This window comes from Mucilaginibacter sp. (assembly GCF_041660805.1).
Classification (GTDB): Bacteria; Bacteroidota; Bacteroidia; order Sphingobacteriales; family Sphingobacteriaceae; genus Mucilaginibacter.
Genome location: NZ_JBAZVP010000018.1, coordinates 50,845 through 76,353, shown reverse-complemented (window position 1 = coordinate 76,353; position 25,509 = coordinate 50,845). Strand labels below are relative to the sequence as shown.

At 42.3% G+C, this 25,509-nt stretch carries 21 protein-coding genes; 11 read left to right on the top strand and 10 right to left on the bottom strand.

Going from position 1 to position 25,509, the window contains the following annotated elements; genetic code table 11:
* Positions 1 to 88: 88 nt before the first annotated feature.
* The 4 genes from fabG to WC743_RS19250 all read left to right on the top strand — a co-directional run bounded on the left by fabG (position 89) and on the right by WC743_RS19250 (position 6,508).
* On the top strand, positions 89 to 832 hold the full coding sequence (fabG, locus tag WC743_RS19265; RefSeq protein ID WP_373014609.1) for a 3-oxoacyl-[acyl-carrier-protein] reductase: 744 nt from the start codon (positions 89 to 91) through the stop codon (positions 830 to 832).
* Positions 833 to 1,334: 502 nt separating this feature from the next.
* Positions 1,335 to 3,449, top strand: a complete 2,115-nt coding sequence (locus WC743_RS19260; protein ID WP_373014607.1) for a hypothetical protein — start codon at positions 1,335 to 1,337, stop codon at positions 3,447 to 3,449.
* Between the two features lie 49 nt (positions 3,450 to 3,498).
* Positions 3,499 to 5,514 carry an NAD-dependent DNA ligase LigA gene (ligA, locus tag WC743_RS19255; protein ID WP_373014605.1) on the top strand — a complete coding sequence of 672 codons (2,016 nt, stop codon included), beginning with the start codon at positions 3,499 to 3,501 and terminating at the stop codon, positions 5,512 to 5,514.
* Between the two features lie 16 nt (positions 5,515 to 5,530).
* Positions 5,531 to 6,508, top strand: coding sequence for a Gfo/Idh/MocA family protein (locus WC743_RS19250; RefSeq protein WP_373014603.1), 978 nt, complete (start codon positions 5,531 to 5,533; stop codon positions 6,506 to 6,508).
* Positions 6,509 to 6,573: 65 nt separating this feature from the next.
* Here the strand turns inward: WC743_RS19250 and WC743_RS19245 are convergent, their stop codons facing one another.
* Positions 6,574 to 6,750 carry a DUF6496 domain-containing protein gene (locus tag WC743_RS19245; RefSeq protein WP_167516215.1) on the bottom strand — a complete coding sequence of 59 codons (177 nt, stop codon included), beginning with the start codon at positions 6,748 to 6,750 and terminating at the stop codon, positions 6,574 to 6,576.
* Positions 6,751 to 6,900: 150 nt separating this feature from the next.
* Here WC743_RS19245 and WC743_RS19240 point away from each other — a divergent pair, with 150 nt between their 5' ends.
* Both WC743_RS19240 and WC743_RS19235 read left to right on the top strand, forming a co-directional pair.
* Positions 6,901 to 7,776, top strand: a complete 876-nt coding sequence (locus tag WC743_RS19240) for a nucleoside phosphorylase (protein WP_373014601.1) — start codon at positions 6,901 to 6,903, stop codon at positions 7,774 to 7,776.
* A gap of 83 nt (positions 7,777 to 7,859) precedes the next feature.
* Entirely contained in the window at positions 7,860 to 8,954 is a 1,095-nt protein-coding gene (locus WC743_RS19235; RefSeq protein WP_373014599.1) for an AI-2E family transporter, read from the top strand.
* Between the two features lie 12 nt (positions 8,955 to 8,966).
* Here the strand turns inward: WC743_RS19235 and WC743_RS19230 are convergent, their stop codons facing one another.
* Positions 8,967 to 9,272: a hypothetical protein gene (locus tag WC743_RS19230; RefSeq protein WP_373014597.1), complete on the bottom strand. Its 306-nt coding sequence runs from the start codon at positions 9,270 to 9,272 to the stop codon at positions 8,967 to 8,969.
* Between the two features lie 21 nt (positions 9,273 to 9,293).
* Here WC743_RS19230 and WC743_RS19225 point away from each other — a divergent pair, with 21 nt between their 5' ends.
* Positions 9,294 to 10,328: an MBL fold metallo-hydrolase gene (locus WC743_RS19225; RefSeq protein ID WP_373014596.1), complete on the top strand. Its 1,035-nt coding sequence runs from the start codon at positions 9,294 to 9,296 to the stop codon at positions 10,326 to 10,328.
* 3 nt (positions 10,329 to 10,331) lie between these two features.
* Here the strand turns inward: WC743_RS19225 and WC743_RS19220 are convergent, their stop codons facing one another.
* From WC743_RS19220 to WC743_RS19195, 6 genes are all read right to left on the bottom strand, one after another.
* A complete protein-coding gene (locus WC743_RS19220; RefSeq protein WP_373014594.1) occupies positions 10,332 to 10,928 on the bottom strand; it encodes a hypothetical protein in 597 nt (198 codons plus the stop codon).
* A 93-nt stretch (positions 10,929 to 11,021) separates the two neighbouring features.
* Positions 11,022 to 11,282 (bottom strand): Ada metal-binding domain-containing protein, encoded by a 261-nt coding sequence (locus tag WC743_RS19215; protein WP_373014592.1) that lies wholly within the window; start codon positions 11,280 to 11,282, stop codon positions 11,022 to 11,024.
* Positions 11,279 to 11,986 carry a 2OG-Fe(II) oxygenase gene (locus WC743_RS19210; protein ID WP_373014590.1) on the bottom strand — a complete coding sequence of 236 codons (708 nt, stop codon included), beginning with the start codon at positions 11,984 to 11,986 and terminating at the stop codon, positions 11,279 to 11,281. Before WC743_RS19210 ends, WC743_RS19215 begins: the two co-directional genes overlap by 4 nt.
* A 1-nt stretch (position 11,987) precedes the next feature.
* Complete coding sequence (locus WC743_RS19205) at positions 11,988 to 12,842, bottom strand: bifunctional helix-turn-helix domain-containing protein/methylated-DNA--[protein]-cysteine S-methyltransferase (protein ID WP_373014588.1); 855 nt, start codon at positions 12,840 to 12,842, stop codon at positions 11,988 to 11,990.
* 220 nt (positions 12,843 to 13,062) lie between these two features.
* On the bottom strand, positions 13,063 to 14,472 hold the full coding sequence (gene dacB, locus WC743_RS19200; protein WP_373014586.1) for a D-alanyl-D-alanine carboxypeptidase/D-alanyl-D-alanine-endopeptidase: 1,410 nt from the start codon (positions 14,470 to 14,472) through the stop codon (positions 13,063 to 13,065).
* Positions 14,450 to 15,886: an APC family permease gene (locus tag WC743_RS19195; RefSeq protein ID WP_373014584.1), complete on the bottom strand. Its 1,437-nt coding sequence runs from the start codon at positions 15,884 to 15,886 to the stop codon at positions 14,450 to 14,452. The genes dacB and WC743_RS19195 overlap by 23 nt, the downstream gene beginning before the upstream one ends.
* A gap of 155 nt (positions 15,887 to 16,041) precedes the next feature.
* On the opposite strand from WC743_RS19195, the gene WC743_RS19190 reads away from it, so the two are divergent.
* Positions 16,042 to 18,300 (top strand): sodium-translocating pyrophosphatase, encoded by a 2,259-nt coding sequence (locus WC743_RS19190; protein ID WP_373014582.1) that lies wholly within the window; start codon positions 16,042 to 16,044, stop codon positions 18,298 to 18,300.
* Positions 18,301 to 18,387: 87 nt separating this feature from the next.
* Here the strand turns inward: WC743_RS19190 and WC743_RS19185 are convergent, their stop codons facing one another.
* Positions 18,388 to 19,296 (bottom strand): DUF4440 domain-containing protein, encoded by a 909-nt coding sequence (locus WC743_RS19185; protein WP_373014581.1) that lies wholly within the window; start codon positions 19,294 to 19,296, stop codon positions 18,388 to 18,390.
* Between the two features lie 230 nt (positions 19,297 to 19,526).
* Here WC743_RS19185 and WC743_RS19180 point away from each other — a divergent pair, with 230 nt between their 5' ends.
* The 3 genes from WC743_RS19180 (at position 19,527) to WC743_RS19170 (ending at position 22,904) form a co-directional block, all read left to right on the top strand.
* Positions 19,527 to 21,083 carry an amino acid permease gene (locus WC743_RS19180; protein WP_373014580.1) on the top strand — a complete coding sequence of 519 codons (1,557 nt, stop codon included), beginning with the start codon at positions 19,527 to 19,529 and terminating at the stop codon, positions 21,081 to 21,083.
* 75 nt (positions 21,084 to 21,158) lie between these two features.
* On the top strand, positions 21,159 to 22,331 hold the full coding sequence (locus WC743_RS19175; RefSeq protein ID WP_373014578.1) for an MFS transporter: 1,173 nt from the start codon (positions 21,159 to 21,161) through the stop codon (positions 22,329 to 22,331).
* 3 nt (positions 22,332 to 22,334) lie between these two features.
* Positions 22,335 to 22,904 carry a MarC family protein gene (locus WC743_RS19170; protein ID WP_373014576.1) on the top strand — a complete coding sequence of 190 codons (570 nt, stop codon included), beginning with the start codon at positions 22,335 to 22,337 and terminating at the stop codon, positions 22,902 to 22,904.
* A gap of 132 nt (positions 22,905 to 23,036) precedes the next feature.
* Here the strand turns inward: WC743_RS19170 and WC743_RS19165 are convergent, their stop codons facing one another.
* Positions 23,037 to 25,433, bottom strand: coding sequence for an ABC transporter permease (locus tag WC743_RS19165; protein WP_373014574.1), 2,397 nt, complete (start codon positions 25,431 to 25,433; stop codon positions 23,037 to 23,039).
* Positions 25,434 to 25,509 lie beyond the last annotated feature (76 nt).

Below are 25,509 nucleotides of genomic sequence, written 5' to 3'. Positions count from 1 at the left end.
GCTTTTTCTGCTATATGCTATGGTCTGCCACTTTCGGACTTTCCTACTAATTTCCTATCTTCGCCAGCTTAGAATACCACACTAAACTATGAAACTTTTAGAAGGAAAAACCGCACTGATTACCGGTGCATCAAAAGGCATTGGTCGCAAAATAGCGGAAAAGTTTGCCGAGCACGGCGCCAATGTGGCCTTTACGTATTTATCATCTGTTGAAAAAGGCCAGGCGCTTGAGCAGGAACTGCAAAGTTTTGGTACACAGGTAAAAGGCTACCGCAGCGATGCATCAAAATTTGATGAGGCCGAAAAACTGATCAATGATATAGTTGCCGATTTTGGCACTTTACATATAGTGGTTAACAACGCTGGTATAACCAAAGATGGTTTACTAATGCGCATGACCGAAGAAAATTGGGACGAGGTTTTAAACGTAAACCTTAAATCTATATTCAACGTAACCAAGGCGGCATCAAAAATTATGATGAAAAACCGCCAGGGTGTGTTTATTAACATGAGCTCGGTAGTAGGTGTACAAGGTAATGCCGGTCAGGCTAACTATGCGGCCTCAAAATCTGGTATTATTGGTTTTTCTAAATCGATAGCTAAAGAATTGGGCTCACGTAATATCCGTACCAACGTGGTAGCACCGGGTTTTATCCGTACCGAAATGACCGACGTATTAGACCCTAAAGTGGTTGAAGGCTGGGCAGCAGCTATTCCCCTTAAACGAGCCGGCGAGCCGGAAGATGTGGCAAATGCCTGCGTTTTCCTTGCGTCAGACATGGCAACTTACATCACCGGCCAGGTAATACCTGTTGATGGTGGAATGTTGTAGGGCTTGAGTTGAAAGTATAATGTTGAAAGTCAAAATCCAATCGTCATCCTGAACTTGTTTCAGGATCTCTCAGGACAAGTCACTCGCTTGATGTGCACTTAGCATGCCGGGTGGCGAAATGAATAGGTATGAAAATAAAACAAAAAGGCAAGCTTAGCTTGCCTTTTTGTTTTATTTCAGGTTGACAAAGTCAGAAAGTCAAACATTGTGCTGGAATATTAATGGTGACACTGTTTTGTCAGGTGCGTTTTTATCATGTATCTGATTATGAGATATTTAATGATGTTCACGGTTTGTGTGTAGCGTGAACATGAACACTACCATTTATTAATGATCGACAAATTCATCCCCCAAACCATCCTGACCCGTAGATATCGACCATATAAAGGGTCTAATCGGCATAAAAATTAATTAAATCTGTATCACAATAATTTTGCATTTTGCGGGTAAGGTTTATGATGGTCTATAATTATAACTCAAAACGCATTTTTTGCTGCTAAATATGTCAATCACCTGGGGATCGGTTTCGGGATGGTGGGTACCTGCCTGCCTGGTGCTGGGCTTATTATACGCCTGGCTCATGTACCGCCAACCGGTGCAACTGGCTAAAGGTCCTCGTAATGCCTTGTTTGCCTTTAGGGCCATTGTGGTGACGCTGTTGGCGTTGCTGCTTGTTTCGCCGCTCATCAGGTCGGTTAGCTATCAGCCGCAAAAACCGGTGATATTAATAGCGCAGGATAATTCGGCATCTATAAAGTTATTTGCCTCACCTAAACCCTCTCCAAAGGAGAGGACTTTTAAAGAGACAAATAATAGCTCCCTCCCCCTTGGAGAGGGTTGGGGTGAGGCTCTCAAAAAGCAATTAGGAGATGGCTATGAAGTTCATGAGTTTAATTTTAGTAAGGATCTGCAGGACGGGTTAACCAATAGCTATAACGGAACACAAACCAACATCTCCAATGCCCTGCAAAAGTTGAACGAACGCTTTGTGAACCGTAATATTGGCGCGCTGATATTGGCTACAGATGGCTTGTATAACCTGGGGAGCGACCCGCAATATGAGGCACGCAACATTAAAGCAAATATTTATACCATTGCCCTCGGCGATACCATCCCCCGCCGGGACTTGCTTATTGGGAACGTAAACTATAATAAAACAGCCTTCCTGGGGAATGATTTTGAGGTAGAGTTATTAGCCGAAGCATACCAAAGCAACGGTGAGAACATGCGCTTATCGGTTACGGAAGATGGCAGGCAGGTGCTTTCGCAAAACATCAGTATTACATCCGGCTCGTTTAAAAAAGTTATTCCGCTAAAGCTAAATGCTGATAAAAAAGGCATCCGTAAATTCACTTTCAGTCTGGCCCCGGTAAAGAATGAGCTATCGGTACAAAACAACTCCGAAACCATTTATATTGAAGTACTGGATGCCCGCCAAAAAGTATTACTGCTGCATGATAACCCACACCCGGATATCAGCGTAATAAAACAAGCTATAGAAACCAACAGGAACTTTGAAGTAAAAACAAGCCTGATCGCTGATCTGCCATTAATTAAGGCAACAGATTATACACTGGTAATTTTATACCAGCCCGGGGCAGCCGGTTACAGTAGGGTACAAACCTTGTTAGAAAGCAAGATGCCTTTATGGTTCATTGCCGGCACACAAACCGATTTGCAGGGCTTAAACACAACTCAAAAAGCGGTTAAGGTTTCAGCAGGCAGGCAGGAGGTTCAGGAAGCGTTTGCGCAGCCTGTAACCAGCTTTACGGCGTTCACCCTGTCAGATTCTACATTAACTAAGCTGGGCAAATTACCGCCGTTGCTGGCACCGTTTGGCAGTTATGAGGCAGTGCCATCGGCTTCTGTTTTGCTCAAACAAAAAATAGGGAACGTGGCAACCAATTATCCGTTGCTGGCCTTTAATGATGAGGGTGGCCGCAAAATAGCCGTACTTACCGGCGAGGGTATATGGCGCTGGCAACTGGCCGAGTATCGCGAATATGGTAACCACCATGCGGTTGAAGAATTATTTAGCGAAAGTGTGCAGTACCTTACTGCCAATGCTAATCGACAGCGTTTTAGGGTGTATCCATCAAAAAATGTATTTGACGAGGGGGAAAACATTTTATTAAATGCCGAATTGTATAACGAAGCCCTTGAACTGGTGAACACTCCTGATGTAAAAATAGATTTGAAGAATAGCTCAGGTAAGAGTTATAGTTTCCTGTTCACCCGTAGCGGCCAGAGCTATCAGCTTAATGCAGGCGTTTTGCCTATTGGCGAATACACCTGGTTGGCCACAACAAAAAATGGCAAGCAACAGTTCACGGCCAACGGACAATTGACGGTTAAACAATTGAATCTTGAAACCCGTCAAAGCACAGCCAATCATCAATTACTCAAAACCATTGCCGAACGCTCCGGCGGGCAAATGCTGCAGCCATCAGAAGTTAGTAAGCTTGCCGATCTGATCCGTAAGAATGAGAAAATAAAAACTGTTGTTTATGAAGACAAACGCTATAGCGATATCATAGACATAAAATGGATCTTTGTACTGATTTTGCTGCTGCTGAGCGCCGAATGGTTTTTAAGGAAAAGAGAAGGAGAGGTGTGAGTTTGATTTGTAACCGTGAACTAAAAGCAAAATAACTATCTTCGCTATCATGTCGCCTAACGAAGCCAAAGACCAAATTCAGGCCCTTACTGCCGAGCTAAGACAGCACACTTACAACTATTATGTGCTGGCAATGCCTACAATTTCTGATTACGATTTCGATAAAAAACTGGAGGAATTAAGCGCCCTTGAAAAACAGTTCCCTGAATTTGCCGACCCTGAATCGCCTACGCAAGTTGTTGGCGGCGACATCACCAAGGAGTTTGTAACAGTAAAGCACAGATGGCCAATGCTATCATTGGGCAATACCTATAACGAGCAAGAACTGATAGATTTTGATCAGCGTGTTCGTAAAGCAATAGGCGATAACTTTGAATATGTATGTGAATTGAAGTTCGATGGCTTATCCATGAGCCTTACTTATGAGAACGGCAAACTGGCCCGGGCTGTTACCCGTGGCGATGGTACACAGGGCGACGAAGTGACCACTAATGTGCGTACTATTCATAGCATCCCCAAAAAACTGGCAGGGGGTACTTACCCTGATCTGTTTGAGATCCGCGGCGAAGTGTTTATGCACCTGAAAGCCTTTGAACGCCTGAACAAGGAACGTATTGATAATGGCGAAGTGCCTTATGCTAATCCCCGTAACTTTGCATCAGGTACCATAAAACTGCAGGACTCGGCAGAAGTTGCACGTCGCCCGCTTGATTGTTTTCTGTATGGCTTATATACCGAAAAAACCCTTTTTAAAACCCATTGGGAAAGCCTGGAAGCTGTGAAAAGCTGGGGCTTTCATGTAAATGATAACAGCCGTTTATGCAATAATATCAATAGCGTGCTGGAGTTTATTAATCATTGGGATAAAGAACGCTTTGGCTTAAGTTATGATATTGATGGCATTGTTATAAAAGTAAACAACTATTCGCAGCAGCAGGAGCTGGGTTTCACGGCCAAATCTCCCCGTTGGGCCATATCCTATAAATTTAAGGCGGAGCGGGTTGAGACCGAACTATTAGCCGTTACCTATCAGGTAGGCCGTACAGGTGCTGTTACTCCGGTAGCTAATTTAAAGCCGGTGTTGCTGGCGGGTACCACTGTAAAGCGTGCCACCCTGCATAATGCCGATGAAATAACAGAACGCCTTAAACTGCATGAGCATGATACGGTATTTGTAGAAAAAGGCGGAGAGATTATCCCCAAGATAATCAGTGTGAATCTGGACAAGCGTAAGCCTGATGCAAAAGCTATAGCATATATAACCCATTGCCCCGCCTGTAATACGCTATTATTAAGAACCGAAGGCGAAGCTGCCTGGTATTGCCCTAATGACGAAGGCTGTCCGCCGCAAATTGTGGGCAAGATGCAGCACTTTATTGGTCGCAAGGCTATGAATATTGACGGCCTGGGCGATGAAACCATCGAAACTTTGTACAGGCAGGAGTTTATAAAACACATCAGCGATCTGTATACTTTACATGAACGTGCCGATGAATTGAAAAAACTGGGTCGCTTTGGTGAAAAGTCTATCAACAACATGCTTGACGGCATTGAAAAGTCAAAACAGATGCCATTTGAAAAGGTGCTGTTTGGTTTAGGGATCCGTTATGTAGGCGAAACCGTTGCCAAAAAATTGGTGGCACATTTCAAAACCATTGACAACCTGATGGCCGCCACTGTCGAAGAATTAATTGCCGCCGAAGAGATAGGCGGCCGTATAGCACAAAGTATTACCGAATATTTTGAGGATGAGAGCCACAAGCAGGAAATTGAAAAATTAAAGGCCAGTGGCTTACAATTTGTTGCCGAAGAAAAAGAAGTAACCTTTGCAAGCGATAAATTAAGCGGGCAAAGTTTTATCATATCCGGTGTTTTCGAGAAATACTCACGCGATGAATTGAAAGACCTGATAGAGCAAAACGGAGGCAAGATATTGAGTAGCATATCGGCTAAGCTCAATTACCTGGTTGCGGGTGACAATATGGGCCCGGCCAAATTAGAGAAAGCTAGTAAATTAAACATCCCCATTATCAGCGATGAAGAATTGCTGGCGATGATAAGCTAATCACATAGAGAGAAACATGACGACAATTCAATGGGGTATAATTGGCTGCGGTAACGTAACCGAAAAGAAAAGCGGACAAGCCTATAATAAAATAAATGACAGCAGCCTGGTAGCGGTAATGCGCCGTGATGCTGCCAAAGCTGCCGATTATGCAAGGCGTCATAACGTGGGTAAATGGTACAGTGAGGCCGAAAAACTAATGGACGACCCGGATGTAAATTCTGTGTCAATAGCTACCCCGCCGGCTTATCACCTGGAATATGCTTTAGCGGCCATAAAAAAAGGTTTAAACGTTTATGTTGAAAAGCCTGTTACACGCAACGCGCAGGAAGCCATTGAAATGGCCGAAGCCGTAAGAAAAAGCAATGCGAAGTTAGTAGTGGCCCATTACCGCCGCGCCTTGCCAATGTTTTTGCATGTTAAAAACTTATTGGAGACTGATGCTATTGGCGAAGTAAGAACGGTACAGATAAGGATGTGGCAAAATCGCGAACCTAAATTGATAGCCGATAGCGAAACCAATTGGCGCTTAAATCCGGAATTATCTGGTGGTGGTTATTTTCATGACCTTGCACCACACCAGTTGGATCTGATGCTCTATTACTTTGGCGACCCCGAACATTATAATGGCTACAGCCTTAACCAGGGCGAATTTAGTGCTGCGGATGACCATGTTTGCGGGCAGATAGTATTCAGGAATAAGGTGGTTGTAAATGGTTCGTGGTGCTTTAATGTGGCCGAGAGCGAAAGAACCGACACCTGTGAGATCATCGGCACAAAAGGAAAAATAACCTTTCCATTCTTTGGAACATGGGTTACCTGCAAGAATGAAGCCGGTGAAGAAACCACCAACTTTACCCATCCCGAGCATATCCAGCAGCCTATGATAGAAAAGATAGTAGCCTATTTTAAAGGCGAGGGGCCAAACCCCTGCACTATTGACGAGGCAGTTGTATTGATGAAGGTGATGGACTCATTTGCGAAATCTGTTTAAACCCATAAGAGAGATATTATAATCTTATCATGTTATAATATCTCTCCCGCTTCGTGTCAACAAAATTAACTTTTCTTCTTAGGCACTTTTGCCCCTTCTTTGCGAGCCTCTGACAGGCCTATTGCAACGGCTTGTTTTTTACTGGTAACTTTTTTACCACTGCCGCTTTTCAGTTTCCCTTCTTTCATTTCGTGCATGGTTTTTTCAACCTTTTCACCTGCTTTTTCTGAATATTTTGCCATGGTTTATATATTTGTTTATACCAAATCATAGCAAAGTTTTTGCCAAAAAATAATTGATTATAATGCCGATTAGAACATTTGGAGAATTGATTTGGATGTGAAAAGTTTAAAATTATTGAACTATAATGTGTTTCAAAGGTTCAATAAGAGATGAAATCAATTTCAGAAACCGATCTTATACTTAATGCCGATGGCAGCGCATACCATTTGAACCTGCTGCCGGGTGATATTGCCGATACTATTATTACCGTTGGCGACCCGGGCAGGGTAGGCGAAGTGAGCAAGTATTTTGATAGCATTGAGCTGAAAAAAGGTAAGCGTGAATTTATAACACACACGGGCCACATCGGCAAAAAAAGGATCAGTGTGCTCTCAACCGGTATAGGGACTGATAATATTGATATTGTGTTTAATGAACTGGACGCGCTGGTAAACATTAATTTTGAAACCCGCACACCTAAGGTTAAGCTTAAAAAGTTGAACATTATCCGCATTGGTACTTCCGGCGCTATACAGCCTGATATAAAAGTGGATAGTTTGCTGGTATCATCCGCAGCGTTTGGGCTGGATGCACTGGCCGGGTTTTACAGGCAAAATTACAACGAGGAAGAGAAGGAGCTATTGGCGCAATTTGCAGCAGCCTTTGATGATGAAATGATGATTAACCCCTACATTGCCACAGCCGATAACGGGTTATTAAATACACTGGCAAACGACATACAACAGGGTATTACTATAACGGCTCCCGGCTTTTATTCGCCGCAGGGCAGGCAGGTAAGGGCTTATCCTGCTATACCGCAATTAATGGATATTGTAACCAACTTTAGGGCTGGTGGCAAGCGTATAACCAACATAGAAATGGAAACGGCAGGTATTTATGACCTGGCTAAAATATTGGGCCATTGTGCAATATCATTTAACGTGATACTGGCTAACAGGGCAATTAAAAAATTCAGCAAACAGCCCGCAAAAATCATGGATAGTTATATAAAGCAGCTTATTGAAAAAATAAGTAGCATTTTATAAGTATTTATTGCACATTTATATGTGAGTGCGAAAACATACAAAATACATTTTATGTTGAGCAACTAACACATTACCCCTGCAGTATGCCCACAAAAAAACTAATAGCTCCCTTTTACGAACGCCTGGCCCTTATATTGATTGGCTTCTGTATGCTTGGCTATCTTGTAATGGTAGCCAAAGACATTATTGATCCGCTGATATTTGGGTTTTTGTTTGCTGTTTTGCTGCTGCCGGTTTCAAATTTTCTGGAAAGAAAGTTACGTTTACCACGCAGCGCGTCATCATTTATCTCTATTTTATTATTAGTTGCTTTTGTTGGTGGGGTACTTTACCTGGTGGGTGCCCAAATATCTAACTTATCTCATGACTGGCCCATGCTGCAAAGCCAGATAAAGCAATCAATAGATAGTTTGCGGGAATGGATACAGGGCGCGTTTCATATTACGGCAAGCAAACAAATGATATATGTTGAGGATACGGGGCGTAAAATTATGGCCTCGGGCGGGGCTGTTTTAGGAACCACTTTCGGGGCCATATCATCATTAGTGTTGTTTTATATATTCATACTTATTTTTACCTTTTTTATATTGTTTTACAGGCGCTTATTGCTGCGTTTTATATTAAGTGTTTTTAATGGTGACAGCTCACATATAGTGTTAGATATTGTAGAGAATATCCAGAAGATATTAAGACAATACATTTTTGGTTTGCTCATTGAAATGGTTATTGTAGCCGGCGTTGCCATTGCGGCGTTCTTTATTATCGGCATTAAATACGCGGCCTTATTGGGCATAATTGTTGGCTTATTTAACATTATACCATACCTGGGTATCTTTACTGCATTACTGCTTAGTACTTTAATAACCTTTGCTACCGGCACCCTTACAGATACCATAACCGTAGGTATGAGTGTTATTGCTATTCATGCAATTGATGCTAATTTTTTACTGCCTGCGGTTGTAGGCTCAAAAGTAAGGTTGAATGCATTGATCACCTTTATTGGGATTATTATGGGCGAAATGATATGGGGCCTTTCGGGAATGTTTTTATCTATCCCTATAATCGCTATTTTTAAGATCATATTTGATCGGGTTGAAAGTCTTAAACCGTGGGGTTACCTGCTTGGCGGCGATTATGAGTACAAGGAATCGGCACAGAAAAAAATGAAGACGGAATAACGGCTTTTTTCTTTACTTGGTGAGCTGGTAAATGCGGATGTACAGCGTAACCGCATAAGCAATCAGCACTACGGTATTAATTACCAAAAGCCAATTCAGATCCTGCTTGCTATACTTTTTGATAGAACAGATCACCAGCAAGGTAATAAAACCCAATATCAGCAGAATTGGAAATGCCAGCGACCATATATTTTTTGGCATCAGGTAAAGGTGCTCCAGTTTGGTGTTATCGCCTTGCAGGAATGGAATAAGCGCCATTAATAGCAAAAAATAAAAAACGCGTACTACTGCTTTTGCTGCTATCTGACTAACTTTCATTATGTCGCAAAGTAAAAACTTTTGACCGGAATTCCGCTCACAAAAAATTCCCTTTGTGTAAAACGGTTTAGTACTTTTGATGAATTGAAACCTGTGAACATGCGTTTGTTACCTAAATTTTTCCTGTGGATATTGCTATGCTCCTTATCAGCATCATTGTTTGCCCAAACTAAAATTGCACCTTCATTCAGGGTGGTGCCTTTAGGAGTTTTAGGGGGAATTGACGAGAGCAACCTATCGGCTTATATGATAGCGCCTGCGGGCTCAAACAACTATATCTGCATGGATGCAGGTACATTGCATGCCGGTATTGAAAAAGCGGTAGCCAATAAAGTTTTTACTACATCGGCAGAACTGGTGCTTAAAAAATATATCAAAGGTTATTTTATATCACATGCGCATCTTGATCATATTTCCGGGTTGATCATTAATTCGCCTGACGATAGCACCAAGACCATTTACGGGTTAAAAAGCACTTTGGAAACGGTTAAAACCCATTACTTTACCTGGGAGAGCTGGGCCAACTTTGCCGATGATGGCAGCGCCCCGCAATTAAAGAAATATCATTACAAAGCCCTTGAACCAGGTAACGAAGTAGCTATAGATAACACTACCATGCAGGTACAGGTGTTTCCGCTGAGCCACTCAAACTTAATAAGCACCGCTTTTTTGGTGCGAAGTAATGATAGCTACATTTTGTACCTGGGAGATACAGGTGCCGATGAGATTGAAAAAAGCAACAATATGCAAAACCTGTGGCAGGCCGTAGCCCCGCTGGTAAAAACAAATAAGCTGAAGGCTATTATGATAGAAGTTTCCTTCCCTAATGAGCAACCGGATAAAACGCTGTTTGGCCACCTCACACCCCGCTTGCTAATGAACGAAATGAGTACATTAGCTAAACTTGCCGGGTCTGTTAAAGGATTGAATGTAGTGGTAACCCACTTAAAACCCCCTGCAGCAAGCATTATTAAAATAAAAGCACAGCTTAAAGCCAATAACCCGCTTGGGCTAAACCTGATATACCCGCAGCAGGGAAAAGCGCTGGTATTTTAGGGACTATTTATCAGTTAACAGATCCACGCAATTTTTTGCCATGGTAGCCAGGCGGCTATTCAGCGTGTTTAAACCATTATCGTCCTTAATATTTTTATAGAGCATTTTAATAAGTGTTAGCGTATCCTTATCAGGGTCGCAGGCCTGTGCTTTCTCTAAATGCGGCAGCGCTTTTTTAACAGCAATGGCATATAAATCGGTCAGGCGTTTATTTTCGGCAGCATTTGTTTTAGCGGCGTTTAGTTTGGTTGCAATATCTTCAACCTGCTTCATATACATATATCCCAGCGCACGCTGTACCACGTAATAATTGGGCACGGCGGCAGCCACTTTTTCATACAGGGGTAAAGCCTTTATCGACTGGCTATCGTTTTCATATAAGTTACCTAATGAGTAATAAAAGCTAATTTTAGCCTTGTCTGTAAGCTTATCCGCATTGGGCATTAGTTGCTCACCCAGGTCTAAAGCATTCTCAGTTCTTCCTTCAAGGCGTGCCAGGTTAAAATCAAGGTAAGAATTATATACCTCTTCTGCTGTTTGTGCTTTGGTAGTTGTTGCTGCAAATGCGATAAGGAGAAACAGGATAGCCTTTTTTAACATGGTAGATATTTATAATAACGAATATCGAATTTTGGTTGTAGAATTACGAAGCAAAAATTATTCGTAGCAGCTATTTGACAAATCAACAGTCATTTAGTTTAATGCCTTCCATTTTTGATATACGTCTTTCATACAATGCCCGCAGGGGCGGTAACCTGTAGCTATAGCCTCTGTTTCATTTTCAAAAAATAACCTGTTTTCGGTTTTTATTCTTTTACCTGATGAACAATTTAACGTACCATATATTTTAAGCTTACGGTTACCTGCCAGTTTTATGCCACCGCTATTCAACAGTTTTTTCAATTGCCTGCTGCGGGCAAATGCGGTTTGCCCAAGATCACTATGCAATATCATGCGGCATCATGAAATATGATCCCTACTGTATGGCGCTCACCACTTACCAACCCGCTAACACCGTGTTTCATATTTACCCTATAATAACCCTTGCTTCCTTTAACGGGGCGATAGTTAGTCGTAAAAAGCAGTATATCGCCTTTGCCGGGTTTTAATACAATTGCTTTTGACTGCGCCCTTGGCCTTTGTTCTATCAACACAAATTCACCGCCCTTGTAGTCAGTTTCCGGTTCATTCAGGAAAACAACCAACTGCATAGGAAAGAAAATATCGCCATACAGATCCTGATGCAGGGTATTATAGCCCCCTTTGCCATATTTTAATATTAATGGCGTTGGCCGTGTTTGGTTATGCTGATGGCAAAGTGTTGTTAATTCCTTTAAATTATCAGGGAATTGCTTGTCTGTATTTAGTACACGCATCCATGTGTTAGCAATAGGCGCAATAAGCGGATATATACCTTCCCTCAACTGCTGTACTATAGCAGGTAATGGATAGTTATAATATTTGTACTCACCTAAGCCAAAACGGTAACGCTCCATCTGTATGGTTTTACGATAAAGTGCCTCATTACCGTATTGCTCTTTCAACATGTCGCATTCCTCATTTGTTAAAATGCCGGGGATACATGCATAACCGTTATCATTCATCTCACCGGCAATATTTGCCTGGTTCAATTGTTCAATTCGTTGTTGCAGGTTCATATTATACCGCCTTTAAAATGTCCATCCTTGCAGCCTCCCAACCAATCATAGCTGTTTTGCGGTTAGCACCCCAATGATACTGGCCAAACTCGCCTGTAGATTTAATTACCCGGTGGCAAGGGATCAAAAAGGCAACCGGGTTAGCACCTATCGCACTTCCTACGGCCCTGCTGGCATTTGGTAACTTTACTGTATTAGCTACGTTTGAATAAGTGTTTAACCCGCCGGTTGGTATTTTTAGTAAGGCTTCCCAAACCTTCAATTGAAAATCGGTACCCTTTAAGTGCAGTTTAATTTGAGATAACTGCGACCAGTCTGATTTAAATATATTGAGGGCGTTCTGCTGTGCCATATCTACCACCTGGTAATAGCTTGCATTTGGGAACTGGGCATATAATTCGTTAAAGGCTGTATCCTTATCATCAGCAAAAGCCATATAACAAATACCTTTTGGGGTTGATGCTACTATAATATTGCCAAATGGTGTTTCGGCATAGCTGAAATTAATGGAAAGGGCTTTGCCACCGTTCTTATACTCGGCAGGGGTCATGCCCTCAATGTTAATGAACAGATCATGCAGGCGGCTGGTACCTGATAGGCCGGTTTCATAGGCTGCATCAAACAATGTGGCTTGCTGATCTTTTAAAATGCCTTTAGCATATTCCAAACTCAGGTATTGTAAAAACTTTTTGGGGCTAATGCCTGCCCATTCAGTAAACATCCGCTGAAAATGGAAGGGACTAAGGTTTACTTTTTCGGCTACTTCATCTAAATTAGGCTGGCTTTTAAAGTTCAGCCTTATATAAGCTATTGCCTCGGCAATACGTTCATAATTAATGTTGTTTTGTGTTTCCATGATTAAATATTATAAACACAAATGTACAGGCAACACTAAGGGTAAAGAACCCGAAACTTGCGGAATTTAACCGTGATTAAACAGATTAACTGATTTTAATTGTAGAAGTTAAACGATGACAGCCTTACGGAATTGCCATGTCGTTTGACTTTTCGCAATAACATTTAGTTGATGTGATGTTTGTCTTATATCTTGATTCTAGCCTCTTGACTCTATTCTGTTACTTCAACTCATTCAGCACCCTAAACATTTTCTCCCTGATCCCACTTCCCGTTCCGTTATAGTTATTTACCATTATTGAGAAACAAAGCTCGCGGCCGTTGTTTGTTTGAAAACCAGCGTAGGCCTGCACATTACTAATGCTGCCGCTTTTCATTTTCATGTCGTTATACACGGGCAGGCTTTCATAAAAATCGTCAAACCATTTTTCTTTTTTGGCCGATTGCAGTATGCGGGCCATAGTCAATGTCGTTATTCTGTCTTGTGGTGAAAGGCCGCTGCCATCAAAGGTATTCATTGATTTTTTGTCTATACCTTTCTGTTCCCAGTAAGTTTTTAGTACATCAATACCATTGGTTGTTGTTGGCTGTTTATTTGCGTTGGCGGCAATGGTTACCAGCAATTGTTCGGCATACAAATTCACACTTTTTTGATTGAGCCAATAAACTATTTTGCTTAATTCGGGCGATAGAATTGTAATAAGTGATTTTGTTGCCTGCGGTATGGGTTGCCCTTTATCATTTAACGATATGGAAGAAATTGGTTCGTTGCTCACAGTAATACCTAAAGCCTTAAGTGTGTCTGTTAGGCGTAGAGCGGCATCATAGGCAGGATCAGGGATGGCGGCGGAGATCCGTTTTTTGATTTGATCAACAGCATAAGTACCGCGCAGGTACATTATCTTGCTGTTAAAGGCCGGCAAATACGAATAGGCCAGGTCGCCGGTATGGGCAGCGCCATTGGTTACCTCGCTTTTAAATTGCAGGTAAGGCATTGCAGGGATAGTACCTGAAACGCTAACGGGGCTGCCGACACTCCCCGTATTCAGGGTGATATCAAACTGATTCTCGCGCCAGCAAAGGCCGGTTATGCCTGCGCCGTAGTAAGTGCCCAGGTCTTGCCAGATCCACGCGTCGGGAATGGATTGACCATTAAAAATACCATTGTCGCCAATAATGCGGCCGTTTATTTTTTTGATGCCCGCCTTTTTCAAAGCGCTCACCAGGGTATTCAATACAACGCCCTCTTTGGTCGATGTCCACCGCCAGCTGCCCAGGGTGGGGTCGCCGCCGCCTTTTATGATCACATCACCGGTAAGTGTGCCATCTTTACTAATAGCACCGGTATAGCCCAGTTGAGTTTGAAACCGGTAATCCTTACCCAAAACATTAAAGGCGGTTATACTGGTAACCGTTTTTAATGTTGAGCCAGGCGCCAAGCCCATGTTAGGATTGGCGGCAAAAACCTGCTCGCCTGTTTTGGCATCTAGTACTGTCAATGATACCGATGCATACTGGCACTGGCTATCCTGCTGCAGCTTGCCAAATGCCGATTGCAATTTTTGCTGAAGGGTTTGCGCACTGGCAAACCCCGATATAAATAACAGACTAACTAACCAGGTCTGCTTCATCCTCATTCTTAACATTCCGTTGCGATATATAATAGATAGGGATACCTATCAAAACGATAATTAATCCCGGCCAGGTAAATTCGGGTTTGTAAATAATTAACAGGGTGCAAAATGCCAATCCCATTAATATATAAATGGCAGGTAATACCGGGTAGCCAAATGCTTTGTAAGGCCTTTCAGCATCCGGGTGTTTTTTGCGTAATATGTAAATACCGATAATAGTAAGTACATAAAATAATACTACAACAAACGAGATCATATCCAGCAGATCGCCATATTTGCCGCTTAAACACAATACAGATGCTACTGCGGCTTGTATCCATAAACCAAACTCAGGTACACCGGATTTATTTAAAGTGCCGGTTTTTTTGAAAAATAAACCGTCTTTAGCCATAGTATAATATACCCTTGCCCCGGCTAATATTAAACCATTGTTACAGCCAAAGGTTGATATCATGATCATGATGGCGATAACAAACGTGCCTGTATTACCAAATATTACGTGCGATGCTGCAACTGCTACACGGTCTTTATCAGCAGTGGCAATATCATGCAGCGACAGAACGCCTGTATAAACCACATTTGCGGATACATAAATAATGGTTACGATCATGGTGCCGAAAAACAAGCTTAGCGCTACATCGCGCTTAGGGTTTTTCATTTCGCCGGCTATAAAGGTTACGTTGTTCCAGGCATCGCTGCTAAAAATAGAACCTACCATTGCTATGGCAATAGCACCTAATGCAGCACTTATGGTATAGCTGGTGGTAGAGCCATCCGGACTTAATTTATGCATATCCCAGGCGTTTGTCCAGTTGGCGTTCCATATATCGCTTTTAAAAGCAATGAAACCAAAAATGATCAAACCAAATAAACTCAACAGCTTGGTTAAGGTAAAAGTGGTTTGGATCCACTTACCACTTTTAACGCCCTTTGTATTGATGTAAGTAAGCAGGAAGATCAATACGATGGAAACCACTTGCGCCGCGCTTATTTTAATAGAACCTGCATTAAAAAGAATATTATCCTCGCTAACAGCGGGGATCAAATAGGCGGTAAACTTAGAGAAGGCTACTCCAACGGCGGCTATCGTCCCGGTTTGTATCACCGCGAAAAAGCTCCATCCATATAAAAAGGCAACCAGTTTGTTGTATGATTCTTTCAGATATACGTACTGCCCGCCTGCTTTAGGGAACATGGCGCTTAGTTCGCCGTAGCTTAATGCCGCGGTTAGTGTCATAAAACCGGTGATCAACCAAACGGCTATTAACCAGCCCGCCGAACCCACATTGCGGGTAATATCAGCACTTACTATAAATATCCCCGAGCCTATCATTGAACCTGCTACCAGCATAGTGCCGTCAAGCAAGCCCAGTTCGTGCTTCATTTTAGTTTGTTGCGTATCTTTTGTCATCAGCAATAATTGTTTAAGTGCTTAAACATAATTCAAAAACTTTATAATTGGCATACTATTGTAAATAAATTAATTTACTATTTTGCGGATGCCAATTATTATTGCACACCTTTGTGCGCATTCAAAACCAGCAAATTATAAACTAACTAATTAATATGGATCTTTTGAACAATTACTTAATTTACCTGATTCCGGTGTTTGGCCTTATAGGCATACTCGTAATGGCGATAAAATCGGCATGGGTAACTAAACAGGAAACCGGTGATGCATCAATGAACCAGCTTGCGGGCTACATTGCAGATGGGGCAATGGCATTTCTGCGCGCCGAGTGGAAAATTCTAAGCTACTTTGTAGTAGTAGCCGGTTTGTTACTGGCCTGGTCTGGTACTACCGTAGCTACTTCAAGCCCGGTTATTGCCATTTCATTTCTAATTGGTGCATTCTTATCGGCCTTTGCGGGTTATATAGGTATGCGTATTGCTACAAAAGCAAACGTACGTACCACACAAGCCGCCAAAACCAGTTTGGCCCAGGCGCTAAAAGTATCATTTACAGGCGGTACGGTTATGGGCTTAGGTGTTGCAGGCCTGGCTATTATTGGTTTAGGATCATTGTTCATTGTATTTTACACCGTATATGTTAAAAACGTTACCGGTGCTACTGTTAATGGCGAAGCTATGGCAAAAGCGCTTGATGTTTTAGCCGGATTTTCATTAGGTGCCGAGTCTATTGCGTTATTTGCCCGTGTAGGTGGTGGTATTTATACCAAAGCTGCAGACGTAGGTGCTGATCTTGTGGGTAAAGTTGAAGCCGGCATCCCTGAGGATGATGTGCGTAACCCTGCTACCATTGCCGATAACGTAGGCGATAACGTGGGTGACGTTGCCGGTATGGGCGCGGATTTATTCGGGTCATATGTTGCAACAATGCTGGCTACTATGGTATTGGGCCGTGAAATTGTTGGACAAGATGGTAAAGCAATACATGATAATTTTGGAGGTATAGGTCCGGTTTTATTGCCTATGGTTATTGCTGGCTTAGGTTTAATCTTTTCTATCATAGGTGCATCTATGGTTAAAATTAAAAAAGAAACAGATAGTGTTCAGAAAGCATTAAATATAGGTAACTGGACATCGATCTTGTTAACCGCGGTTGCTACCTATTTTGTAGTACAATGGATGTTGCCAACTGGTGAATTTCGTATGTTAAGAGATATTGATCATAATGATGTTTTAAAATCCGGGTCAATGCAGTTTAACAAAAATGGTGTGTTTTCCTCCATCCTGGTAGGTTTAGTTGTAGGTACACTAATGTCTATGATTACTGAATATTATACTGCTATGGGCAAACGCCCTGTAATGAGCATTATCAGGCAGTCGTCTACAGGGCATGCTACCAATATCATAGCAGGTTTAGCAATCGGTATGGAATCAACTGTGTTTCCTATACTGGTATTGGCATCAGGCATTTATGGTTCATACTTTTTTGCAGGTTTGTACGGTGTGGCCATAGCAGCAGCAGGTATGATGGCAACAACAGCTATGCAGTTGGCTATTGACGCGTTTGGCCCGATAGCAGACAACGCGGGTGGTATCGCAGAAATGAGCCGCCTGCCTGAAGAGGTACGTGGCCGTACAGATAATTTAGATGCTGTAGGTAATACTACCGCTGCAACGGGCAAAGGTTTTGCTATTGCATCAGCAGCGTTAACCTCACTGGCCTTATTCGCGGCTTTTGTAGGCGTTGCAGGTATTGAGCATATTGATATTTATAAAGCCAATGTTTTGGCGGGCTTATTTGTAGGTGGTATGATCCCTTTTATCTTCTCGTCATTATGTATTTCGGCAGTGGGCCGTGCGGCAATGGCAATGGTAGAAGAGGTAAGGCGCCAGTTCCGCGAGATACCGGGCATTATGGAATACAAAGCCAAGCCGGAGTATGAGAAATGTGTTGCCATATCTACAAAGGCATCTCTTCGTGAAATGGTTGCCCCGGGACTGATCGCTTTGATCACCCCCATCATTATCGGCTTTGCATTTGGCCCGGAAGTATTGGGTGGATTGCTGGCCGGTGTAACCGTATCCGGTGTGCTGATGGGTATTTTCCAGAGCAATGCCGGTGGCGCGTGGGATAACGCTAAAAAATCATTTGAAAAAGGTGTTGAAATAAACGGTGAGATCTACTATAAAAAATCTGAACCGCATAAAGCATCGGTAACAGGTGATACCGTGGGCGATCCGTTTAAAGATACCTCGGGCCCGTCAATGAATATTTTGATCAAGCTGATGTCGATTGTTTCACTGGTTATTGCACCACATTTAAACCAGGCTGATAATACTAACAAGTTTATTCAAAAACAGGAAAAAGTACAGTCTATTAATACGCATACCATTAAGGCAGATAAGAATTTTTAGTAAATTTCAACATTTACTAAAAGAGGGATCCCCGCCGGGGATCCCTCTTTTGTTTTGAATGATAAAGAATGAATGCTTAACCGCGCGTTAGTCGTGGCAAACCATCTGCCGGTAAAGTAAGAGCCTGCCTCCGGGTTCACGCTTCCAGATATTAATACTTTTGCCGGTAACAGTACCGTTTGCTTCTCCGGCACGCCAGTTTACATCATAATAACCATTTACTAAAACATAAGCGCCCAGATCAGTGATCCCCGAAGCATTGATCGAAACTTTGTCGATACTAACCTTTGGGTCTTCGTGCTTTACATAGTAATCTTTAATGGTGTTAAAACCGGTAAGCATGGGCATGTAATAGGGCATATAAATGGCATCCCTGGCATAAAAATCGGCCATTGAGGCTCCATCTCTTTTAACGATCAGGCTGGCCAGGTGCTTGTTACGGGCAGTAACAGCAATTAATGCAGGGGTAACTGCCGGGCGAGGGAAATTTGCCGTATCAGGCACAATGAATTGTGATAAGGGTAAGCTGGCACGGTCAATATTATCAACAGCGCCCCATATTTCTGATATCAGGCTTAATTCTTCACCTTTCCCAATCTTCCAAACCTGTATATATTTGCCTTTATAAACAAAAGGGGCACGCCCGGTTTTGGTAAATTCCTCGTTAAAAGTGCCGGAAGTTAGCAGGAAGTTTTTCACCTGCTTTATCTCATGAATCTCTTTTTGGAAGCGGCTTACCGTCGCCGAATCAAGCCATTTGCTATAATATTTACGAATATCCTCTTTCCCAAATAGGGTATTATGATACTCGGGCATGCAAACCGCATTGGCATCATAGCCGGCCAACAGCGTATTGATATCCTTTTTTATTACCGCTTGTGTTAGCTTTGCATTAACCGCGGTCAGAATTTTTTTGTAATGTGCCGTGTTCTGTGCTCTTACAGTGCTATTTAGCAGAATAAGCAAGGTAAGCAATATTAGCCTGCGATTTTTCATGGGTTTGGGGTTTTTAATGCAATTTAACCAACCAAAATCGCATAAGCAAATTGGATGTTTGGTAGCATTACCCATAATGCAAAAAGTTCAGTATCAGCGGGAAATGCCATCAGATATTCGCTGTAATCGCGTTTCACCGTTGTTACATTCTGCTCTTTAACTTTTCAATAAATTTAAGTACGTTTGGGCAACACGATTTTAACTATTACTGATCTTACTAAAAAATTAAAATGAAGTTATTTATCAAGAAACCGATTGCTCAACTGATGGCAGCATCGGCGGAAACGGAGAAGACACTAAAACGAACGTTAGGCGTTGGGTCGCTTATAGCGCTGGGTATTGGAGCCATTATTGGTGCTGGTATTTTTGTGCGTACAGCTGCAGCTGCTGGTGAGCATGCGGGCCCTGCTGTTACTATTTCATTCCTTATTGCAGCCGCCGGTTGCGCGCTTGCCGGTTTATGCTATGCAGAGTTTGCCAGTATGATCCCTATTGCGGGCTCGGCCTATACCTATTCTTATGCCACCATGGGCGAATTTATAGCCTGGATAATTGGCTGGGATTTGGTGCTGGAATATGCATTGGGTGCCGCTACGGTATCTATTGGCTGGTCGCAATATTTTAATGAATTCTTGCATACGTTCTTTAATGTGCATGTCCCTTATATCTGGTCGCATTCGCCGCTTGAAGTTTCAAACACTGCAACAGGCATGTACGCCGCCGAATTTGGACAGCATGGTATTGTAAACTTACCTGCCATTTTCATTTTACTGATGCTTACCTTATTATTGATACGCGGTACTGCTGAATCTGCAGTGGTGAATAACGTAATTGTTGTAATAAAAGTGGCTATTGTATTAATGATAATTGGTTTTGGCTGGCACTTTATTAACCCGGCTTTACACACACCTTACATGATCCCTGCTGATGCCGGTACAGTAAAGGTTAGCGCAGGCACAGTTAATTATGGCGATACATTTAATCACGGCTGGCTGGGCGTACTGCGCGGCGCCAGTGTGGTGTTCTTTGCTTTTATTGGTTTTGATGCAGTATCTACCGCCGCACAGGAAGCTAAAAATCCGCAAAGGGATATGCCTAAGGGTATATTGATATCATTGGCTATTTGTACCGGACTTTACATTTTATTCTCGCACGTATTAACCGGTTTAGTATCCTACAAAGAGTTCCTTATCCAGGGTAAAGAAGCATCTGTAAGTTACGCTATTAAGGCGGCAATGCCGGGCTATGGCTGGTTAGCGTCATTTGTTACAGTATCTATCCTGGCCGGTTTTTCATCAGTTATCCTGGTGATGTTAATGGGCCAAACCCGTGTGTTCTACACTATGAGTACTGATGGTTTAATCCCTAAAGTATTCTCAAAACTTCATCCAAAACATCGTACCCCTTATAAATCACAATGGTTATTCTTTGTGTTTGTATCCTTGTTTGCAGGTTTTATACCTGATAAATATGTAGGCGACATGGTGAGCATTGGTACACTGTTCGCATTCGTACTGGTATGTTTAGGTATCTTCATCCTGCGCAGAACAGACCCTCTTTTGGTTCGTCCGTTTAAAACACCATGGTACATGGTAGTTTGCCCGCTGGGTGCCGTTATTTGTTTATGTATGATAGCAAGTGAAGGCTGGGAGAACTGGGCAAGGCTTATTGGCTGGTTACTAATAGGTTTTATTATCTACTTTGGCTACAGCATTAAACGTTCGCACGTTCGTAAGGGTGTGGTTGAACCGGCTGTTGACCCAATCAACCCTAAATATGTTGAATAAGTAACATTAATATTATAAATACAAAAAGGTTCTGTGCAAACAGAACCTTTTTTGCGTTTATCCCTTTTGTATGGAATGAAGTTGAGCAGAACCCTATGGGTGCTTGTATTTATTTCGATAATAAATTCCCTGGGGTTTGGCATTATCATACCGCTGTTATACTCATATGGCAAAAAATTTGGGGTAACAGAGCAAACCATCGGGCTGCTTACCGCTGCTTTTTCCATTTCCCAGTTCTTTGCTACACCTGTATTAGGGTCACTATCTGATAAGTTTGGCCGTAAGCCCATTCTTGTGCTCAGTCTTGTAGGCACCTGCGCGTCATTTATCCTGTTTGGTTTTGCCAACAGTATCATTATGTTATTTGCCGCGCGGATATTAGATGGGTTAACCGGCGGTAACATATCGGTAGCCCAGGCCATGATATCAGATATGTCATCGCCAAAAGAACGGGCTAAGAATTTTGGGATACTGGGTTCCGCTTTTGGGTTTGGCTTTGTAATAGGGCCCGCTATTGGCGGGTTGCTGAGTGGCTTTGGTGCTCAGGTGCCTTTCTTTTTTGCGGCCGGTATTGCATTCCTGGGTGTCATGCTCACGCTTTTCCTGTTAGAAGAAACCAACAAAAACAAAAAGGGAAACAACGGAGAGAAATCCAACAACTTCAAATTTAAATCACTTATCACCGTGCTGCAAAAGCCGGTAATTGGTACCGCTATATTTATTGGTTTTTTGCTAACCATGGCGCAGTTTACCATGCTTATTGGTTTCCAAACTTTTAGTGTAGATAATTTAAAGCTGAACCCTACCCAGATAGGCCTGTTTTACGCCGGTTTCGGTGTCACCGGGATACTAATGCAACTGGCCGTGCCGCTTATTAAAAAGGTAATATCATCACAGGCGCTTATATTATTGATCTCAACATTGTTTTGTTTGGGGATGATGGTACTAACGGGCTTTGCAACCGGGTTAATACTCTTCGCGGTATCTATTGGTATTTATGGTTTGTTTAATGGGTTGCGTAACCCTATGCTAAATACTATAATAGCCGATAGGAACGAAGAAAATGAACGGGGCAAGGTAATGGGCGTTAACCAGGCATACGCGTCAATAGGGCAAACGCTTGGGCCGGTTACCGCCGGACTAATTACTACTATATCAGTACATAGTATATTCTTTTTATCATCTTTATATATTTTAATTGCATTTTTGTTTAGTATCCGCTTAAAATCAAAAGAAAGTAAATCCTAACCTATGCATCCACTCATATTTAAAGAGGTATTGTCAGTAACCATGATCCTCTTCGCCATCATTGATATATTGGGCGCCATACCCGTAATAATACAATTGCGCCAGCGTGCCGGGCATATCGAATCAGAGAAGGCCAGTATAGCGGTGTTAATTCTAATGATCGCTTTCCTTTTTGTGGGTGATGAACTGCTGGCCGTAATTGGGCTGGATATATCCTCATTTGCCATAGCAGGTTCCATAGTGATCTTCATTATTGCACTGGAGATGGTATTAGGCGTTAACTTCTTTAAAGAAGAAGCCCCGGAAGCTGTTTCTATAGTGCCGCTGGCTTTCCCCCTTATTGCGGGTGCAGGTACCATGACAACCCTTTTATCCTTAAAATCGCAATATCAAACACAAAATATTATTGTAGGCATTCTGCTGAATACGTTGTTTGTTTACCTGGTGCTAAAAAATGTACAATGGCTTGAGAAACTCTTCGGTAAAACTGGCCTGCATATTCTGCGTAAGGCTTTTGGTGTAATACTATTGGCTATCGCGATAAAGCTATTCAGGAGTAATTCGGGATTGTAGGAGCATTTTTTAATGTCATTGCGAGGAGCGTAGCGACGTGGTAATCTCGTAGCTGATGTATGAACGTAATGTAAACGACGAGATTGCCACGCTATCGCTCGCAATGACATATTTGTAATGTATTGGTCCTATCTACTCTGCTCTTAAACTCTCTACAGGGTTAGCTAGTGCCGCTTTAATGGTTTGGATACTAATGAGTACCGCGGTAACTATGGTTAATGATATAACTGCAATAATAAATGGAATGGGCGTAAGGCTAATTTTATAGGCGTAATCATTTAGCCAATGCTGCATTAAAACATATGCTAACGGGCAAGCCACCAAGCCTGCAATAACTACTGTCCCTAAAAAATCCTTCATAAATAATAATATTACATTATTAACCGACGAACCCAACACCTTTCGGACCCCTATTTCTTTTGTTCGTTTTTGTATGCTTAAAGAGATAAGCCCGAGTACACCCAGCAGTACGATAATAATGGCTAAACCACTTGCCAGGTACGCCGCCTTCTTTAGCTGGATCTCGGTTTTGTACATCTTCGCCAGGGCATCATCCATAAAATTATATTCAAACGGGGCGCCTGGCATTACTTCTGCCCATTTCTTTTCTATCGCAGCAAGGCTTGTTTCCATATTGCCGGGCTTTATTTTGATGGAGAAATAGCGATAAAGCGGCGTGCGGTTAACATTCATAAAGGTTACTGGCAATATCCGGCCCGTCATTCCCCCGAAAACAAAATCGCCTACTACACCACAAATGGTTAACGGGGGCATGTTTACTGAATTAAACTGTTTGCCTATAGCATCTTTAGGAGAAGCAAAACCAAGGGCTTTAGACTGTGTTTCGTTAATCACCACCTTACCCGAATCGGCCTGCATATACTGCGGCTTGAAAAACTCCCCTGCTTTTAGCGGGATACCATATACCGCGGCGTATTGATTATCGGTTAATAGCATTTGCGATGAAAATGCCTGGCTGGGATTGTCGGACATTTTATAAGCCTGCAGGTTGCCGCTGTTACCGCCATCAGGAATCTCCCATGATAAGCTTACTGTTTTTATTTGCGGTAGTTGAGCCAGGCGGTAACGGATATCCTCCATTTTTTGAACCCCCGGTTTTGACCAATCACGTGGGAGCTGGGCATAAACCACATAATCTTTATCATACCCCAGACTTTTACCAAAGAACAGATTTATCTGTTTTGAAATAATAATGGCGCTGATAAGCACTATAGCTGCCGTAACAAATTGAAACGCGATTAGTCCCTTGCGGAATAATACATTGTGTTTCACCCTGTCCAGTTTACCTTTTAATGAATCTACTGATTTTAAGGATGACAGTACAAGTGCAGGATATAACCCGGCCAATAAACCAATAACCAGCGCCAATACAAACGGCAAAAAGTAAAAGTAAATAGGGAAGGAGAGCAGGCCGATTATATCTGAATTTAACAGATCAGAAAAAAATGGCCTTGCTAAAGCATATAAACCCAAAGCAATAAAGGTTGATAACAATACCATCAGCACAGATTCGGTTAGGAACTGCCAGATCAGTTGTTTCCTTAAACCGCCGAGAACCTTGCGGATACCCATTTCTTTCATGCGTTGCGATGACCGGCTGATACAGATATTTACAAAATTAATTATCGCCATCAGCAGAATAAACAAGGAGATAATACACAATGTGTAGATCATCTTTTTTACCTGTGCATTTAGATAGTATGCTTTTAACGATACAATATATGGCGTAAGATTATTTGCTATTTGTGGTGGTGCGTTTCTCTTGATCAGGCTTTTCATGGGCCCAACCAGATCTTCGGGTTTTACGCCTTTGCGTAATTCGAGCAGCCCCACCACTACCGTATTATTCCATCCATCCAAACTGCGGCCAAGGAATTTTGCCGCTGCTGCCGGTAAAAAGAAAGTGCTGTTGCTTTGGTCAATAACGTTGGTTACAGAGTTTTTATTCAGTTTTTCCAAAACACCGGTTATGATAAAATCATGCTTCGTGCCCGTAAAGTTTTCAATACTAACCGTTTGCCCTATCACGTCTGTTTTGCCGAAATATTTGATAGCCCTATCTTGGGTAAGAACCACTGAAAATGGGTCATTTAACGCGGTATTAGCATCGCCATGTATTAGCTTAAAACCATACATGGTTAAAAATGTACTGTCGCCAACTTGTAGGCCTTCACGAAAATGTTTGTTGCCCTTTGAAACGGTGGAAGTTACCCCATCCCAATGATAAAAATTGGCAACCAGGTTTGGGTATTCATCTTTTAAAGCTTTAGGCATAGGCGCAAGCGCAGTAAGTACGTAACCCATATTAGGATCTTTCCACTTGCTTTGAATGATGTACTGGTTATCTGCATTCTTCAGATCGGAGTTGATGCTGGTTTCATGCCACACGTAGCCGGCTATCAGCAATGTAAAAGCAATACCTACCGAAAGGCCGAAGATATTAATGAGCGAAAAAAGCTTATGTTTCCAGATGTTGCGCCAGGCAATGGTGAAGTAATTATGCAGCATAGGTGTGTGTTTAGTTAAACTAATGTAGCACCCTAATTGTCAATAAATGAAAAGATTAACACTTTTTAACTAATGC